The sequence below is a fragment of the Mesorhizobium sp. M0590 genome (assembly GCF_040320905.1).
GTDB lineage: Bacteria > Pseudomonadota > Alphaproteobacteria > Rhizobiales > Rhizobiaceae > Mesorhizobium.
Map to the genome: position 1 here is coordinate 259,147 of NZ_JAMYQN010000005.1, position 16,447 is coordinate 275,593.

Annotated in this window: 14 protein-coding genes; 4 read left to right on the forward strand and 10 right to left on the reverse strand. The window is 64.0% G+C overall.

The window, feature by feature from the left end:
* Window positions 1–28 precede the first annotated feature (28 nt).
* Window positions 29–562 (reverse strand): MarR family winged helix-turn-helix transcriptional regulator, encoded by a 534-nt coding sequence (locus NKI52_RS11675; protein ID WP_245274715.1) that lies wholly within the window; start codon window positions 560–562, stop codon window positions 29–31.
* 71 nt (window positions 563–633) lie between these two features.
* On the opposite strand from NKI52_RS11675, the gene NKI52_RS11680 reads away from it, so the two are divergent.
* Window positions 634–960: a hypothetical protein gene (locus NKI52_RS11680; protein ID WP_023677142.1), complete on the forward strand. Its 327-nt coding sequence runs from the start codon at window positions 634–636 to the stop codon at window positions 958–960.
* Here NKI52_RS11680 and NKI52_RS11685 read toward each other — a convergent pair.
* From NKI52_RS11685 to NKI52_RS11695, 3 genes are all read right to left on the reverse strand, one after another.
* Window positions 932–1,606 (reverse strand): 5'-methylthioadenosine/S-adenosylhomocysteine nucleosidase, encoded by a 675-nt coding sequence (locus NKI52_RS11685; protein ID WP_352634597.1) that lies wholly within the window; start codon window positions 1,604–1,606, stop codon window positions 932–934. The genes NKI52_RS11680 and NKI52_RS11685 overlap by 29 nt on opposite strands.
* Before the next feature lie 27 nt (window positions 1,607–1,633).
* Window positions 1,634–2,092 (reverse strand): PaaI family thioesterase, encoded by a 459-nt coding sequence (locus NKI52_RS11690; RefSeq protein WP_023677140.1) that lies wholly within the window; start codon window positions 2,090–2,092, stop codon window positions 1,634–1,636.
* A 125-nt stretch (window positions 2,093–2,217) separates the two neighbouring features.
* Window positions 2,218–3,507, reverse strand: a complete 1,290-nt coding sequence (locus NKI52_RS11695; protein ID WP_352571592.1) for an RsmB/NOP family class I SAM-dependent RNA methyltransferase — start codon at window positions 3,505–3,507, stop codon at window positions 2,218–2,220.
* Window positions 3,508–3,852: 345 nt separating this feature from the next.
* Here NKI52_RS11695 and NKI52_RS11700 point away from each other — a divergent pair, with 345 nt between their 5' ends.
* Window positions 3,853–4,530: an MIP family channel protein gene (locus tag NKI52_RS11700; RefSeq protein WP_352641539.1), complete on the forward strand. Its 678-nt coding sequence runs from the start codon at window positions 3,853–3,855 to the stop codon at window positions 4,528–4,530.
* 79 nt (window positions 4,531–4,609) lie between these two features.
* On the opposite strand, the gene katG is transcribed toward NKI52_RS11700, so the two are convergent.
* The gene (gene katG / locus NKI52_RS11705) at window positions 4,610–6,808 is read right to left on the reverse strand and encodes a catalase/peroxidase HPI (RefSeq protein ID WP_352698038.1); all 2,199 of its coding nucleotides are present in this window, start codon (window positions 6,806–6,808) and stop codon (window positions 4,610–4,612) included.
* Window positions 6,809–6,955: 147 nt separating this feature from the next.
* Here katG and NKI52_RS11710 point away from each other — a divergent pair, with 147 nt between their 5' ends.
* Window positions 6,956–7,864 (forward strand): hydrogen peroxide-inducible genes activator, encoded by a 909-nt coding sequence (locus tag NKI52_RS11710; RefSeq protein ID WP_352698040.1) that lies wholly within the window; start codon window positions 6,956–6,958, stop codon window positions 7,862–7,864.
* 59 nt (window positions 7,865–7,923) lie between these two features.
* Here the strand turns inward: NKI52_RS11710 and NKI52_RS11715 are convergent, their stop codons facing one another.
* Entirely contained in the window at window positions 7,924–8,526 is a 603-nt protein-coding gene (locus tag NKI52_RS11715; protein ID WP_352698042.1) for a cupin, read from the reverse strand.
* A 415-nt stretch (window positions 8,527–8,941) separates the two neighbouring features.
* On the opposite strand from NKI52_RS11715, the gene NKI52_RS11720 reads away from it, so the two are divergent.
* Entirely contained in the window at window positions 8,942–9,583 is a 642-nt protein-coding gene (locus NKI52_RS11720; RefSeq protein WP_352593740.1) for a peroxiredoxin-like family protein, read from the forward strand.
* A 411-nt stretch (window positions 9,584–9,994) separates the two neighbouring features.
* On the opposite strand, the gene NKI52_RS11725 is transcribed toward NKI52_RS11720, so the two are convergent.
* The 4 genes from NKI52_RS11725 to NKI52_RS11740 form a co-directional block, all read right to left on the reverse strand.
* The gene (locus NKI52_RS11725; protein ID WP_352577564.1) at window positions 9,995–13,198 is read right to left on the reverse strand and encodes an efflux RND transporter permease subunit; all 3,204 of its coding nucleotides are present in this window, start codon (window positions 13,196–13,198) and stop codon (window positions 9,995–9,997) included.
* Entirely contained in the window at window positions 13,195–14,301 is a 1,107-nt protein-coding gene (locus NKI52_RS11730; RefSeq protein WP_051406143.1) for an efflux RND transporter periplasmic adaptor subunit, read from the reverse strand. Before NKI52_RS11730 ends, NKI52_RS11725 begins: the two co-directional genes overlap by 4 nt.
* Before the next feature lie 631 nt (window positions 14,302–14,932).
* A complete protein-coding gene (locus NKI52_RS11735; protein ID WP_352698044.1) occupies window positions 14,933–16,036 on the reverse strand; it encodes a calcium:cation antiporter in 1,104 nt (367 codons plus the stop codon).
* Window positions 16,037–16,212: 176 nt separating this feature from the next.
* Window positions 16,213–16,434: a cysteine rich repeat-containing protein gene (locus NKI52_RS11740; protein ID WP_352698046.1), complete on the reverse strand. Its 222-nt coding sequence runs from the start codon at window positions 16,432–16,434 to the stop codon at window positions 16,213–16,215.
* Between the last annotated feature and the right edge of the window lie 13 nt (window positions 16,435–16,447).

Below are 16,447 nucleotides of genomic sequence, written 5' to 3' on the forward strand. Positions count from 1 at the left end.
CGGCGCAATGGGTTGTGAGGTCGCGCTTTCACTTCGATTCCGGTGTGTCGTCCTGAACGCCAGAGGCTTTGTCCAATGCATCCGTTTGCGTTGTATCGAGCGACTGCAAGGCGCCCATCAGCGCCGCGAAACGCTCGTGACCAAGGCGGGCAACATAGCTCCGTTCGATCTGCAGCTTGATGCGGTCGCCATCGCGCAGGGCGTCCAGGCCCTTGCGGGTGTAGCGCACAAGCTTGCCGCGACCGTCTTGCGGATCGGGCAGACGCTGCAACACACCTTCCGTCTCCAGGCCATCGAGCAATTGCTGAATCGCCTGCTTTGAGATCGCCGAGCGCTCGATCAGCGCCGACTGGCGCATGCCGCCGCGCGGGATGTGTCCAAGCAGGCCGGCACGCGCTTCGGTGAACCAGTGATGGCCGGCAGCGCGCATCGCAGCGGCGAACTCGGTCTGCCAGGCGCGGCTCGCCTGCCACAGCCGCCAACCTATGTGATCCGGCAGCGCTTCAGGTTTTTCGTCAAGGCCCTTGACCAAATTCTTCTCGCCCGATACATAGTCAAGCATCTTGACTACTAGTTCACTCTAAGTGGCGATGCCGGTCAAGGCAATCGGCGACTTCAATTCAGGAGGAAATCATGGCAGCACTTCAGAAGGAAACCCTTGCAATGCTCATTCCGGGCATGACCCATGTGTTGGAACGAAACGGCAAGGAGGCTTACGTCTATTTTGAAAGCGAGGGTGCCGCGCACATGCTGCTCGACGATGGCGAGGCGCGAAGCGGGCGCTGGCGGATGCTCGATGACGGTTATGTCGCCGACTGGGACACCGGCGCGACCGGACGCTGGACCCTCGATCACGAGCCCGGGTCAGTCACTTACATCAATCGCGACAACGCCGTTCGCTTCAGGATGATCGGCGTGCTGTTCGGCAACGCTAAGAAGCTGCCGCCCCAACAAGCTTGAAGTCGATCGCGCCCGAGGCGATCGCCTGTTCCAGCAGTTGCACCGCCGCGGCCAGCTTCTCGTCGATGACGTGCAGATATTCGGTCCAGTCGCCGACATGCCTCAGATCGGCTGCCCCGTCGGAAATGCCGCGCAGGCCGATAAGCGGCACGTCGAACAGCTGGCAGGCGCGCAGGCAGGCGAAGGTCTCCATATCGACCATGTCGGCGGCGATCGCGTCGTAGGCGGCGCCGGAGACGATTGCCGCCCCGGTCGACAGCGTCGCCTGTCTGACGCCTGGTATCCTGAACGGCAGCGGCACGCTGACAGGCAGGTCGAGGAACGGCGTGGCGCCCTTCTCGAACCCGAGGGGCGAGGCGTCCATGTCGCGGTAGGCGACTGAAACGGCCTGGTAGATTTCCGTCTGCTCCAGCGTCCGGCTGCCCGCCGACCCGAGCGACACGACGAGATCGGGCAGCGCCATCCCGGCATGCAGCCGGGATAGTTCGGCGCTGAGTCCGACGCCGGCCTCGACCGGTCCGACGCCGGTCAGCAGCGGCGTGAACAGCCGCTGCAGGTGTGGACCGTATTCGGCTTCGGCCGCCATGACGAAGAGAACGGATTTGCCGGAGATCGGGGTGAGCTCACCAGGTGTCTTGCCGGCCATGATCGTCCATCCTCCCCTGCCCGTTCCTCAGCCCTCGATGCCGTCGCGGCCGAGCACTGTCATCATCGTTCCGGTCATCGTGGCGATCAGCTTGGCCTCGCCGTCGACGGCGAACGCATAGGCCTGGCCGTCGGCGACGATGATGGTGCGGCCGGGCTTGGTAACCGAGCCGCGAAACAGGAAACGCTCGCCCCTGCCCGGCGCCAGCAGATTGACCTTGAACTCGATGGTCAGCACGCCGGAATTTTCCGGCATCAGCGAGAATGCCGCATAGCCGCAGGCCGAGTCGAGAGCCGTCGAAATGACGCCGGCATGGAGAAAGCCGTGCTGCTGCGTCAATGCCGCAGAATAGGGCATTTCGATCTCGATGATGCCGGGCGTCACCAGCGTCAGCTCGGCGCCAATCGTCATCATCGCGTTCTGGCGCGCGAAGGACGTCCTGACGCGGTCCTCGTAATCGGGAGCAGGAACGATCTTTGCTGCCATGGCCGTCGCCCTTCGTTTCTCGACAAATCTTATTGCAAAGGCATTTATCGCAGAGGGGTGGGCGGCAGGCAATCGCAAATGCTGCACTGCAGCATTCGGCTTAGCCCTGTATCGATGGCAACGATTCAGCCGGCCCGCCGCAGCGCGCAGAAGTAAAAGCCGTCGGTGCCGCTCAGCAACGGCGACAGCGAAATGCCGCCCGCAGCGCCTATCCGCATTGCCGCTTCGTGGCCCGCAAAACGGCTGTCCCAAAGCTGGCGGTGATCGAGCGGGACAAAACCGGGATGGCGGTCCCGGAAGGCCGAAACCTGGTCGCCATTCTCCTCGTCGAACACCGAACAGGTGATGTAGACCAGCAGGCCGCCGGGTTTGACGAAGTCCCTGGCGGCATCGAGTATCGTCTCCTGCTCGCCCTTGCGGGCGTCGAGCTGTCTTTGCGTCAGCCGCCATTTGGCATCCGGCCGGCGCCGCCAGGTGCCGCTGCCGGTGCAGGGCGCATCGATCAGGACGATGTCCATATGCTTGCCGAGCGGCGCGAGTTCGGCCGGCTTGGTGACGATCTGCACATTGCGGTTTTCCGAGCGGCGGATGCGGTCGAAGATCGGCGCCAGCCTTGCCTTCTCCGCATCGTGAGCGAAGATCTGGCCTCGATTATCCATCGCCGCGGACAGCGCCAGCGTCTTGCCGCCGGCGCCGGCGCAAAAGTCGAGCACCTGCATTCCAGGCTCGGCGCCGGCCAGTTCAGCCGCAATCTGCGAACCCTCGTCCTGGACCTCGAACCAGCCTTTCTGGAAGGCCGGCTCGGCCTGCACGTTCGGGTGCCTGCCGTCGCCTTCGATCGGCGGGATGCGGATACCGTGCGGCGCGATCCGGGCAGGCTTGGCGCCGGTCTCCGCCAGTTCCGCCAGCACCTTGCCGCGATCGGCCTTCAGCGTGTTGACCCTGAGGTCGAGCGGCGGGCGTGTCGCCAGCGCGGCACCCTCTTCCACCCAGGCCGTGCCGAACGCCCGTTCGAACAGCGGCATGCACCAGTCGGGGATGTCTGCCCTGACGGCCGGCGGCGCATCGGCAAGCCGGCGACCGCCGAGCGTTGTCAGTTCGTCGGCGGTAAGCAGCGGCGGCGCGAACTTGTCGCCCTCGAGCGCCTCGTTCAGCGACTGCGCCGTCTGGCCCCATTCGAGCAGCAGCGCGCCGAAGCCGATGGCGCGCGGCGTGTCCTCGCCGAGCAGCCAGCCTGCGGAGCGCTTGCGGCGCAGCGCGTCGTAGACGATGTTGCCGATCGCGGCACGGTCGCCGCCACCGGCGAAGCGGTGCGACAGGCCCCAGTCCTTCAGCGCATCGGCCACCGGCCGGTGACGCCGGCCAATATCGTCAAGCACTTCGATGGCTGCCGCCAGCCGCCCGCCCAGTCTCATTGTCGTCTTCCATTACTCAGCAAATTAATTCCGGCCCTGCTCTTAGAGCTTTTCGTGCCCTGATTGAAACAGTTCTGTTTCGCCGACGGCGAGACGATCCATGCGGAGGGGTGACGAATGTGGGTTGGTGCATAGCGAGCCGCGGCCACCAGGCGGGCGCCGGCATGCGGAACGAAACAATTCGATCAATATATTACACGTTTCTAATGTGCATGTCCGGCGCTCACAAGCATAGCGGCTTGCGCAACTGCTCTGCTTTGCAAGTTTTGCGGTTGCGAATACTCTTTGCGCGGTGATTCGCGTCGCAGAAAAAGCGGAGCCGCGGGTCGATACGAGGAGAGGGCAATGAAAACTTATCTGGCGGAAGTTCTAGGCACGTTTCTATTGGTGTTCATCGGCACGGCTTCGGTGGTGACGGGCGGCTTCGGCGGCGCGCTGCCGCTTGGCCAGGAAGGCATCGGTCTGGCGTTCGGCATCGGCCTGATCGCGGCGGCCTATGCGATCGGCCCGATTTCCGGCGCCCATCTCAATCCGGCGGTGACGCTCGGTGTGTTCCTCGCCGGGCGGATGCCGGCCAGGGACGTCATTCCCTACTGGATCGCGCAGATCATCGGCGCCATCATCGCGTCGTTGGCGCTGTGGATCATCGTCTCCGGACAGGTCGGCGGTCACACCGGCGGCTTCGGCGCCAATGGCTGGGATGTGACGAAATGGGGCGTCAGCTCGGCCTTCCTGTGGGAGCTGATCGGCACCTTCACCTTCGTCACGGTGATCCTCGGCGTCACCAACGCCAAGCACACCACGGCCTTCGCCGGCCTGGTCATCGGCCTGACGCTGGCGGGCCTGCATTTCGCCATCATCCCGGTGACCGGCACGTCGCTCAACCCGGCCCGTTCGATCGGACCGGCGCTGTTTTCGGGAACTGCGGCGATCGGCCAGCTCTGGCTGTTCATCGTCGCGCCGCTGATCGGCGGCGCCATTGCCGGCGTGGTCGCCAAGGCCGGTATCTTCGAGAAAGACTGACTTTTCGGAAGCCCAACGAAAAAGGCGCGGGTCGAGACCCGCGCCCTTTTTGTTGCGTCGAGAAATTCGTATGCCCGGATCAGGCCGCGAGGTCAAAACGGTCGGCGTTCATCACCTTGGTCCAGGCGGCGGCGAAATCCCTGACGAACTTCTGCCCGGCGTCGGCCGATCCGTAGACCTCGGCAAGCGCACGCAATTGCGCGTGCGAGCCGAAGATCAGGTCGGCGCGGGTGCCGGTCCACTTGACCGCCCTGGTCTTGCGGTCGCGTGCTTCGTAGACTTCATCGGACCCGGCGGCCGGATCCCAGACCGTGTTCATGGAGAGCAGATTGACGAAGAAATCGTTGGTCAACGTGCCCGGCCTGTCGGTGAACACGCCGTGCTTCGACTGACCGCTGTTGGCGCCGAGCACCCGCAACCCGCCGACGAGCACCGTCATCTCCGGCGCCGTCAAGGTCAGCAGCTGCGCCCGGTCGACCAGCATCGCTTCGACCGACATCGGCGGCTTACCCCTGACATAATTGCGGAAGCCATCGACTTTCGGCTCGAGCGCGGCGAAGGACTGGACGTCGGTCTGTTCCTGTGAAGCGTCCATGCGGCCCGGCGTGAACGGCACCCCCACGTCATGGCCGCCGTCCTTGGCCGCCTTCTCGACCGCGGCGACGCCGCCGAGAACGATCAGGTCGGCAAGCGAGATCTTCTTGCCGCCGGACTGCGAGTTATTGAAGCCCTTCTGGATGCCTTCGAGTGTCTCGAGCACCTTGGCCAGCTGCGCCGGCTGGTTGACCTCCCAATCCTTCTGCGGGGCCAGGCGGATGCGGGCGCCGTTGGCGCCGCCGCGCTTGTCGGAGCCGCGGAAAGTCGAGGCCGAGGCCCAGGCGGTCGAGACCAGTTCGGAAACGGACAGGCCGGAGGCCAGGATCTTCGCCTTCAGCGAGGCGATGTCCTGTTCGCTGACCAGCTCGTGGTCGATTGCCGGTATCGGGTCCTGCCAGATCAGCTCTTCCTTCGGCACGAGCGGCCCGAGATAGCGGACGGCCGGACCCATGTCGCGATGGGTCAGCTTGAACCAGGCGCGCGCGAAGGCATCGGCGAACTGATCAGGATTCTGATGGAAGCGCCGCGAGATCTTCTCGTAGGCCGGGTCGACGCGCAGCGCGAGGTCGGTGGTCAGCATCGCCGGCGCGCGGCGCTTCGACGGATCGTGCGCGTCCGGTACGGTGCCTGCACCGGCGCCGCCCTTCGGCGTCCACTGATGGGCGCCGGCCGGGCTCTTGGTCAGCTCCCATTCGTAGTTGAACAGATTGTCGAAGAAATTGTTGCTCCATTTGGTCGGCGTCGTGGTCCAGGTCACCTCGAGACCCGAGGTGATGGCGTCGCCGGCAATGCCGGTGGCATGCTTGCTCGACCAGCCGAGGCCCTGCGCCTCGATGCCGGCGCCTTCCGGCTCCGCCCCGACCAGCGATGCATCACCGGCGCCGTGGGTCTTGCCGAAGGTGTGACCGCCGGCGATGAGCGCCACGGTTTCCTCGTCGTTCATGGCCATGCGGGCGAAGGTCTCGCGGATATCGCGCGCCGCGGCCAATGGATCGGGCGTGCCGTTCGGCCCTTCCGGGTTGACGTAGATCAGCCCCATCTGCACGGCGCCGAGATGGCCGTGAAGTTCGCGGTCGCCGGAATAGCGCTCGTCGGCGAGCCACTTGGTTTCCGATCCCCAGTCGACGTCCTGCTCCGGCTCCCAGACATCGGCGCGGCCGCCGGCGAAGCCGAACGTCTTGAAGCCCATCGATTCCAGCGCGACGTTGCCGGTGAGGATCAACAGGTCGGCCCAGGAGATTTTCCTGCCGTATTTCTGCTTGACCGGCCACAGCAGCCGGCGCGCCTTGTCGAGATTGGCGTTGTCCGGCCAGCTGTTGAGTGGCGCGAAACGCTGCTGGCCGGCGCCGGCGCCGCCACGGCCGTCGCCGATGCGATAGGTGCCGGCGCTGTGCCAGGCCATGCGGATGAAGAGCGGGCCGTAATGACCGAAATCGGCCGGCCACCAATCCTGCGAATCGGTCATCACCTGGTGCAGATCCCTGATCACCGCATCGAGATCGAGGCTCTTGAATTCCTTGGCGTAGTCGAAGTCCTCGTCCATCGGATCCGAGAGGCTGGACTGCTGGTGGAGGACGCCAAGGTCGAGCTGGTTCGGCCACCAGTCGCGGTTGGTCCTGGCGGCCGGTCCATGTGGGACCGGGCATTTGCCGGCGCTATTGTCGTCGGTTTTCGCGTCCATCTTTGCCTCCGATTTGTTGATTTTCCGGGATTTTGTTGATTTTCCGGGCAGGGCCAGCGGCCGCGCCATCTTGGAATGGTTCCAGACTAGCCCGCCCAGCCGATAAAGACAAATTGCCTTTGCTGTTTATTCTGATAGGTTTTCCTTATGATCGGTTTGACCGTCCGGCAGATGCATTATTTCGAGGCGCTGGCGCAGACGCTGCATTTCGGCCGTGCCGCAAAACTCGCCGGCGTCAGCCAGCCGGCGCTGTCTTCGCAGATCGCCGAGATGGAGCTGCGGCTGAATTGCCGTCTGTTCGAGCGCGGCGGCAAGGTGGTGCGGATGACCGACGACGCGCAGGTCCTGCTGCCGCGCATCGAGCGCATTCTTGCCGACGTCCGCGACGTCGAGGCGACGGCCCGGCGCGGCCGCCCGGCGCTGGAAGGCCGCTTCCGGCTCGGCATCATCCCGACGGTAGCGCCCTATCTCCTGCCGCATGTGCTGCCGGAGCTGAAACGGCATTTCCCGGCCTTACAGCTGGAACTGCGCGAAGCCGTGACCGCCTCGCTGGTCGAGGACACCGGCTCGGGGAAGCTCGATGCCTTCGTCGCGGCGCTGCCTCTCGATTACCCAGGCCTGGTTACCGAGGAACTTTTCTCCGACCGGTTCTTCCTGGCCGTGCCGGCCGGCGACCCCGCCTTCGCCTCGCCGCCGGTGCCACCGGAGAGCCCGGCACTGGAGCGGCTGATGCTGCTCGAGGAAGGCCATTGCCTGCGCGAACAGGCGCTCGCCGTCTGCGGCAACGTGCGGCCGGTGGCGATGGCAAGCTATGGCGCGACCAGCCTGACGACGCTGCTGCAGATGGTGGCGCATGGGCTCGGCGTCACGCTCATCCCGGAAATGGCGGCCGGGCCAGCCAGCACTATCCCCGATTTGAAGATCGTGCCGTTCCAGGAACCGATGCCGCAGCGCACGATCTGCCTCGCCTGGCGGCGCAACAAGGTTCGGCACGACGAATGCGTCGAACTGGCGAAGATCATCCGCGGGCTGGATGCGGCGGTGCTGGCAGCGTAGAGCGGCGGGTCAAGGATCCGGTTTTAGCCCCGAAGCCAACCCGCAAGAAAGGAACGGCTTCAATCCTTTTCCCAGGCTGCGAGCAACGGGCCGTTGCTTCCATAGACAGGGTCCTTGCGCGGACGGCCAACCCTGGGGATCGTGACGACTGCCTTGGCATGGTCGGCGGCGGTCGTACACAGGTCATAGGTGCCGGATGGAGGATAGGCGCCGACAACCAGAAAATCGTCGGATGCGAAAAGACGTTGGTGCCCGGTGCCGGCCGGAAGAACCGCGACGTCGCCGGCCTTCAGCGACAGCGTTCGTCCCTTGTTGCCGCCAAAGCGGACCTTGGCCGTGCCGCGCGCAACGCCGAGCGCCTCGTGGATGCGCGAATGGTAGTGGACGTAGCCGTAGATGCCGTTGCGCCAGCTATCGCCCCAGCCATTGGCTTCGAAAAGCGCCTCCATGACGGCCGCCGGATCGAATTCCTCGGGCAGCGTCACGGCGCCGCGATAGACGACAAGCGGCCAGAACGGATGGTTGGGCACAAGGCCATCATCCCGGAACCGAAATTCATTCGCTTTGCGCGGCCGGAGAAGATCGGCGACCTCTCGCCGGCCCGGTCTGGCGGCACTGGTGACCTGCTCGACGGCTTTCTTCGTGGTTTGCAGAATGCTCATGATGCGGCCTTGGATTGGTGGTGGCTTCATGCCGACTTAACCGGCTGCACGGCGCTCGGTTCCGCTGAGGGCAGAGATCTGCGATCTGTGCGGTCGGCATTTGACGTCCGGGCACATGGAAGCCGCCCAAGTTTCAAGGCTTGAACACCGCAAGCATGTGAAGATCCAATCGGTCCCGCCGCTGTGTCGTCCCATGGCACGGATGAGACGATACACTGTTTACCACAGCGCTCGCGACAACTCGCGAAACGGGCGACCCGCAGAGGCTTTTTTCGTGTTATGATGCACCTGCAACGCGCCTAATCTCGACCTCGGCAATATGACAAAGGTCGAAAGCAATTTTTGCCCTGGCGTCGCCCAGCACGGACTCAACCCCCGATGGCTGGGTGTGCTTACCCGGGCGAGGAGGTTGTCCATGTCCACGAGTAATGTCGAACGCCCGCTGCAGCCGGGCGACCGGGCGCCGAATATTATTCTCGATGCGATCTCCCGCGAAGGCAAAATCGCGCTCACTGATTTTCGAGGTCGTAGCCCATTGTTGATCGGCTTGTTTCGAGGCCTGCACTGTGCGTTCTGCCGGCGCAATGTCGCGGCAATGGCGCAACTCAAGCCGGCTCTGGCTGAGAAAGGCGTCGAATGCCTGGCGGTCGTCAATACGCCGGTAGAGCGGGCACGGCTCTATTTCCGTTACCATCCGACACCCGATCTTCTCGCCGCGTCCGACCCGGAGCGGGCCTCGCACCGTGCTTTCGGCTTGCGCGAGATCGGGATGGACAAGGTCATGGGGATCCGTATCGATCTCCCGGGTGAGTTGCCCGAGCCTATGGACCCCATCGCAATAAACGAGTTGCTCAACAAGAAGGAGGGGTATGAGATTACGGAAGCCGATCAGCAGATGATGGCTTCCGCTAAGGAGCTGCTGGTTGGTCAGTTTCTCATCGACCGAGGGGGCATTGTACGCTGGAGCTTCACTGAAGTTCTGGAGGCTGGCCTCAATACCCCCAAGGCGCCGAATCCGGAGGAATTGATGTCAGCGGCTTCCCAAGTTGCACATTAATGGGCTGCGGAAATAGGCGGCTGACAACTCGCTCGACGACCGCGCCCTTCCCGCTCACTACCGGGGAAAGGCCGTCCTGGGTCAAAACCTGAAGATCGTGGATGACCGCTTCGCGCCCGATCTCGGCCGTAGAGATCAGCTTCTCCGCGTCCTGAAAGCAGACATCGCAAGCGAGGACTCCGGAGGTCGCGGTTGCGCCCTCAAGCCCCGCCCGGTCGACCAGATAGAAGATCGCATTGGCCTCGCCGCCCTGCATCGTCTCGCTGAGCTGGATGCGGCTGTTAGGCTGGATCAGACGGAGCAGGGTCTCCGCCGCACCTCGACGCCGAGGTCGCGCAGATCGTGGCCGTTGCCGCGCCGCGCCGATTTTCTGGAGTGATAAGCCGCGCCCGACGCGGCGAATTCGTAACCCTACTCGGCGGCCGTCTCCGATGGCGCCTCTGCCGGCCCCGAAGGCTCGGCCTCGGCACGGGGCTTGCGCCGTGAAAACAGCGACCTGAGCGTGACGTAGAACACCGGCGTCAGGAACAGGCCGACGAAGGTGACGCCGAGCATGCCGGAGAATACCGCGGTGCCGAGCGACTGGCGCATTTCTGCGCCCGGGCCCGTTGCGATCATCAGCGGCACGACGCCGAGGATGAACGAGAAAGCGGTCATCAGGATCGGCCGCAGCCTGAGCCGGCAGGCTTCGACGGCAGCCTCGGCGGCCGACAGCCCGCGTTCCTGCGCCTGCCGCGCGAATTCGACGATCAGGATCGCGTTCTTGGCGGCAAGCCCGATTAGCACGATGAGGCCGATCTGCACGAGGATGTTGTTGTCCAGCCCTCGGAACGACACGCCGAGCAACGCCGCGAGCACGCCGAGCGGCACCACCAGCACAATGGCGAACGGCAGCACCCAGCTTTCATATTGCGCCGCCAGCGCCAGGAACACGAACAACACCGACAGTCCGAAGATATAGACAGCGGCATTGCCGGTGTTGCGCTCCTGATAGGCGAGCTCGGTCCATTCATAGGAGGTACCGGCCGGCAGCGTCTTTGCCGTGATCCCTTCCATCAATGCCAGCGCGTCGCCCGTGGAAACGCCGGGCGCGGCGTTGCCCTGCAACGGCACCGAAACGTACATGTTGTAGCGCTGGACCAGCGCCGGGCCGGTGACGTCGCGGATCTCGACCAACGTGCCGAGCGGAACCAGCGCGCCGGTCGCCGAGCGCACCTTCAGTTTCAAGATGTCGGCGCGATCGAGACGGAACGCCTGGTCGGCCTGCGCCCGCACCTGGTAGACGCGCCCGAAAGCGTTGAAGTCGTTGACGTAGGCGGTGCCCAAATTGATCGACAGCGCCTCGAAGATGTTGGGGATCGGCACGTTCAGGATGCGCGCCTTGTCGCGATCGATCGCCAGGAAGAATTGCGGGCTCGACGCGGAGAACGTGGTGAACACGCCCGTCAGCCCCGGCGTCTTGTTGGCCTTGCCGGCGATTTCGTTGGCAAGCGCCAGGATCTGCCGCATGTCGGCGCTGTTGCGCTCCTGGATCTGCAGCTTGAAGCCGCCGGCATTGCCGACGCCGCGGATCGGCGGCGGCGGCAGTGCGATAATGAAGGCTTCCTTGATGCTTTGCAGGCTGCCGAACAGATTGCCGATGACCTGGGTCGCCGACTGGCCGGCTTTTAGTCGCTCGTCAAACGGCTTGAACCTGGCGAAGATCACGCCCGCGTTGCTGGCGTTGGTGAAGGTCGCGCCGGAGAAGCCGGCGAAGGCGACTGCGTAGTCGACGCCTGGCGTTTTCTGGATGATCTGCGACGCCTGCTGAATGACCGCATCGGTCCTCGACAGCGAAGCGCCGTCCGGCAACTGGATGACGACGATCGCATAGCCCTGGTCAAGCGACGGAATGAAACCGCGCGGCACCGACTGCACCATGTAGACCGTGGCGTAGATGAGGGCCGCGAAAACGGCCAGCATGGCGGCGATCGTTATCCACGAGCCGACCAGCACGCGGATGATGCTCGAATACCAATGGGCGACCCTGTCGAAGCCGCGATTGAAGCCGTCGGCGAGCGCCCGTCCGAACCGCGCCAGGAAAAAGCGCGGCGGCGCCGCCGCGGCGTGATGCGGCTTGAACAGCAGTGCGGCCAGCGCCGGCGAAAGCGTCAGCGAATTGAATGCCGAGATCGCCGTCGACACCGCGATGGTGATCGCAAACTGCAGATAGAACTGCCCAGAAATGCCGGGGATGAAGGCTGTCGGTACGAACACGGCTATCAGCACCAGCGAGATCGCGATGACGGCCGTTCCGACTTCGTCCATGGTCAGGTGCGACGCCGGATTGGGCGCCAGCCCTCTGGCGATATTGCGCTCGACGTTTTCGACCACGACGATCGCATCGTCGACGACGATGCCGATCGCCAGAACTAGGCCGAACAGCGTCAGCATGTTGAGCGAGAAGCCGGCGGCGTAAAGCACCGCCAGCGTGCCGATCAGCGACACGGGGATCGCCACGATCGGCACGATCGCCATGCGCCACGATTGCAGGAAGACGATGATGACGATGATGACCAGCAGCATCGCCTCGAGAATCGTCTTGTAGACCTCCTGGATCGACTCGGCGACGAACTCGGTCGGATTGTAGACGATGTCGTAGCTCAACCCCTTCGGGAAGTCGCGGGAAAGCTCCTTCATCTTGTCCTGGATCTCCGCGGCTGCGGCGAGCGCATTGGTGCCCGGCCGCTGGAAGATGGCGAGCGCCACCGCCGGTTTGCCGTTGAGATAGGAGTTGGTGACGTAATCCTTGGCGCCGAGCTCGATGCGCGCCACGTCCTGCAGCGAGATCAGGCGGCCGTCGTCGGTCGATTTGACGATCACGTATCGGAAGTCGCGTGCGTCGTTGAAGCGGCCTTGCGTGGTGACCGTGTACTGGAACGCCGTGCCGGTGCTGGTCGGCGGCGCGCCGATCGAGCCGCCCGACACCTGGACGTTCTGGTCGCGCAGCGCCTGCACCACATCGCCCGAGGTCATCCCCAGGGCGGACAGTTTTTCCGGATCGAGCCAGATGCGCAGCGAATATTCGCGTTCGCCGAAGATGATGAGGTCGCCGACGCCGTCTAGTCTGAGCAGTATGTCGCGCACCCGCGAGCGGGCGTAGTTCGAGACGTAGAGCTGGTCGTACGTATTGTCGGGCGACAGCATGTGCACGACCATCATCAGGTCGGGCGAGCTCTTGGTGGTGGTGATGCCGAGGCGGCGGACTTCTTCGGGCAGGCGCGGCTCGGCGACCGACACGCGGTTCTGCACCAGCACCTGAGCCTGGTCGAGATCGGTGCCCAGCTTGAAGGTGATGGTCAGCGCCATCGCCCCGTCGCCCGACGAATAGGACGACATGTAGAGCATGCCCTCGACGCCGTTGATCTCCTGCTCGATCGGCGTTGCCACCGTCGCTGCGACCGTCTCGGCGTCAGCACCCGGATACTGCGCGCGAACGACGATGGTCGGCGGCGCGATCTCGGGATATTGCGCGACCGGCAGTTGGGTATAAGCAATCCCGCCGAGGATCAGCAGGACGATCGAAACGACCGATGCGAAGATCGGACGGTCGACGAAGAAATGTGCGAACCTCATTGCTGCAACTCGGCGGTCTCGGCCTTGGGCGGCAACGTCACCATCTCGACCTTCACCTTGGTGCCGGGCCTGGCGTGCATCAGCCCTTTGACGATGATTGTCTCGTCGCCGGTCAGGCCCTGGCGGATGACCCGGTAGCCGTCGAGAAGCGGGCCGGTGCGCACGGGCTTCGCCGACACCATCCCGGCCTCATCCACCAGGAACACGATGCGGCGATCCTGATCGGCGCCGATCGCCTCGTCGGGCACCAGCACGCCGCTATGCGGCAGCGACCCCGGCACGTTGATGCGCCCGAACATGCCTGGCTGGAGAATGCCATCGGCGTTGGGAAACCTTGCACGCACCCGCATGGTGCCGGTCGCGTTGTCGATCCGGTTCTCGGCAAAATCGAGCTTGCCTTTGAATACCGCCTCCGCGCGGTCGGCGACGCGAACTACCACCTCGAGCCCGCCGGCGCCTTCCTGCATGCTGCCGCCGCGCTCCTTCGCGTCGCGGGCATAGCTGAAATACAGGCGCTCATCGACGTCGAAATAGAAGTCGATCGGATCGCGCGTAACGATGGTCGTCAGCAAGGTGGAATCCGGCTGCACGAGGTTGCCGACCGACACCAGCCGGCGGTCGATGCGGCCGGACAAGGGCGCCTTGATCTCAGTGAATTCCATGTTCAGGCTGGCCGTCGTCAGCGCAGCCGTCGCGCCCTGCATCTGCGCCTGCGCCGAAAGGTATTCCCGCCGTCGGTCGTCGACCGTCGCGGTTGAGATATTGCCGGTCTTGGCGAGTTCGTCGGCGCGATCCAGCTGCATCTTGGAGAATTCGAGCAGACTCTTGGCGACGTCCACTTGCGACTTGGCAGCATCATAAGCCGCCTGGTACGGACGCTCGTCGATGGTGAAGAGCAGGTCGCCCTTGTTGACCAGTGCGCCGTCCTGGAAGCTGACCTTGTCCAGATAGCCGCTGACGCGCGAACGGATGGCGACCTGGTCGACGGCTTCGAAGCGCCCGACGAACTCGTCGTCTTCGACGATTTCACGGACCACCGGCTTGGCCGCTGTCACCACGGGTAGCTGCTGGTCCTGCGCAAACGCAGTGCTGCTGAAAGCCATGCCGAGCAGGAATGCCGCCGACACGGCGGCGCGGGGAAGCCGGCCGGCCGATCGACAGGGTCGCCCGCCCGCGTCGCGATGCAATTGCCCATTCTCTGGGGTGTCCATTTGCGTCCTCGCTCGCTGGACCCGGAGGTCGGTTGATCCGCTTCTACGCTCAGGCTTTTCGTCGAGATCAGAGCACTGCAGTGTTGTGCATGGCAACATGATCATTTTCCATGTGGGCTGAAATGTCCACCCTGTGGCTGCCCCGCCACCCGCCACTGGCAACGCAGATCCACCGGGCAGTCCGGGACGCCATTGAGACCGGACGGCTAGACCCGGGAGCAGACCTTGGTCCCGTCGGGCTGAAAGTCCGCAATCCTTCTTCAAACGTTAAAGCCGCCATTCCGCTATCGGCTGCAGATCGAGACGTTCAAGGCCTTGGTGCTAAGCGTCCGCCCACGGCGCAAAGGATACAAATTGGCGCCCACCCCTCAAGCCGTCTTTGCTGTCACCACTCTCAATTCTCGACCATCGCCTCATCCGGAACTTCTGCGGCTTGCCTACTTCGCAACTCGGTGCGGAAACTGATGACCGCTCGTTCGAAAACCTGTCGATAGTGGTTTCCTGGCCCATCCGCCCCACCCCCTCACGGCACAAATATCAAAAACACCCAAGTAAAAAACACCACCAGATGGACCAAGCCGGTCAGGAACGTCGTCCTCTCCGTGCTAAAGCTCACATTGCAGATGAAAAGCGCCAGAACCAAAAGTACCGTGTCGGTCGCCGGCAGGCCCAGGGTCAGGCCTCTTCCGGTTAGCAGGCTGGCGGCGGCGATTGCCGGTATTGTCAAACCGATTGTCGCGCAGGCCGAGCCCATCGCGACGTTCAGGCCGCGCTGCAGCTCGTTGTTGAGTGCGGCACGAACCGCCGAAATGGCCTCCGGCATCAGAACCAGCGCGGCGATCATTGCGCCGACAATGGCGTCGGCCTGCGGCACCTGGTAGGCGACGAGCGCATCTTCGACGCTGGCTGCGACCTGTTCGGCCAGCATGACGATGCCGATCAGCCCGATCAGCAGGAGAACAGCGCCGGCGGCGACGCTTTCGTGAGCGTCGGTTCGCACTGCGGCGCCATGCGCTTGCCCGTCGATGAAATCGTCGCGGTGGCGGACAGTCTGCGCGAACAGAAAACCGGCATAGAGCAGCACTGAAAGCACGCTGACGAAGCCAAGTTGGGCCGCCGAAAACGTGCCGGGATCGGTGGTTCGCGTGTAGGTCGGCAGAATAAGCGTCATGACGCTGAGCGCGACCAGAACCGCCAGATAGGCGCTGGTCCCTTGCCGGACGATCGCCTGCTTGCGATGGCGCCAGCCGCCAAACGTCAGGCACATGCCGACAACACCGGTGGAGGTGATCATCACCGTCGAGAACACGGATTCGCGTGCAAGCGTCGGGTTGTTGGCCCCATGCAGCATGATGGAAACGATGATCGACACTTCGATTGCCGTCACCGCGATGGTCAGCACCAACGTGCCGTACGGCTCGCCTACCCGCCTGGCCACCGCCTCGGCGTGGTCGAGCACCACGAAAATGGTGGTGAACATGATCGCGCTCGACAGCGCGCCGATGAATATCCTGGTGCCCAGCGACCCTTCGTCCACCGACACCCCGCTGGCCCTGACCGCGACAGCTATCGCCAGCGCGGCCAGCGGCATGCCGTAGGAAACCGCCGATCTTGCGAGACCACTCATTGTCACCTTCTTGCCTTCCCGCAAATCCCGTGGAAGGGCGATTTGCAACCACTGTTGCGCACCGCGGCCATCCAGAGAAATCGCATATGACAGGTCATGACGCCATCGCAGCGTACCCCACCCCCTAGCCCCTCCCCACAAGGGAAGGACAATCGCACCCGCAGGAAGCTCGCGCGCTAGCCGGGCGTGTTGGCCTTGACGACCTTCTTGCATTCGGGCGTCAGCTCGCTCATGTGACCGGCCAGGCATTTGACGACGCGGCCACCGCCCGGCAACACGCCCCTGCACAATCTCTGGTAATCTGCTTGGCAGGCCTCACGCTCGGCCGCCGTCTGCGCCAGCACCGCAGTGGCTGCCAGCTGAGTTGCCAGGAAAAGCACGCCTAACCCAATCCGCATGGAACACCCCTCA

Bases quoted from the DNA above. Each gene is read 5' to 3' on its own strand.
- katG (WP_352698038.1), bottom strand. From the start codon at position 6,808: ATGGACGCGAAAACCGACGACAATAGCGCCGGCAAATGCCCGGTCCCA.
- NKI52_RS11680 (WP_023677142.1), top strand. From the start codon at position 634: ATGGCAGCACTTCAGAAGGAAACCCTTGCAATGCTCATTCCGGGCATG.
- NKI52_RS11730 (WP_051406143.1), bottom strand. From the start codon at position 14,301: ATGGCTTTCAGCAGCACTGCGTTTGCGCAGGACCAGCAGCTACCCGTG.
- NKI52_RS11700 (WP_352641539.1), top strand. From the start codon at position 3,853: ATGAAAACTTATCTGGCGGAAGTTCTAGGCACGTTTCTATTGGTGTTC.
- NKI52_RS11735 (WP_352698044.1), bottom strand. From the start codon at position 16,036: ATGAGTGGTCTCGCAAGATCGGCGGTTTCCTACGGCATGCCGCTGGCC.
- NKI52_RS11675 (WP_245274715.1), bottom strand. From the start codon at position 562: ATGCTTGACTATGTATCGGGCGAGAAGAATTTGGTCAAGGGCCTTGAC.
- NKI52_RS11720 (WP_352593740.1), top strand. From the start codon at position 8,942: ATGTCCACGAGTAATGTCGAACGCCCGCTGCAGCCGGGCGACCGGGCG.
- NKI52_RS11725 (WP_352577564.1), bottom strand. From the start codon at position 13,198: ATGAGGTTCGCACATTTCTTCGTCGACCGTCCGATCTTCGCATCGGTC.
- NKI52_RS11715 (WP_352698042.1), bottom strand. From the start codon at position 8,526: ATGAGCATTCTGCAAACCACGAAGAAAGCCGTCGAGCAGGTCACCAGT.
- NKI52_RS11740 (WP_352698046.1), bottom strand. From the start codon at position 16,434: ATGCGGATTGGGTTAGGCGTGCTTTTCCTGGCAACTCAGCTGGCAGCC.
- NKI52_RS11695 (WP_352571592.1), bottom strand. From the start codon at position 3,507: ATGAGACTGGGCGGGCGGCTGGCGGCAGCCATCGAAGTGCTTGACGAT.
- NKI52_RS11710 (WP_352698040.1), top strand. From the start codon at position 6,956: ATGATCGGTTTGACCGTCCGGCAGATGCATTATTTCGAGGCGCTGGCG.
- NKI52_RS11685 (WP_352634597.1), bottom strand. From the start codon at position 1,606: ATGGCCGGCAAGACACCTGGTGAGCTCACCCCGATCTCCGGCAAATCC.
- NKI52_RS11690 (WP_023677140.1), bottom strand. From the start codon at position 2,092: ATGGCAGCAAAGATCGTTCCTGCTCCCGATTACGAGGACCGCGTCAGG.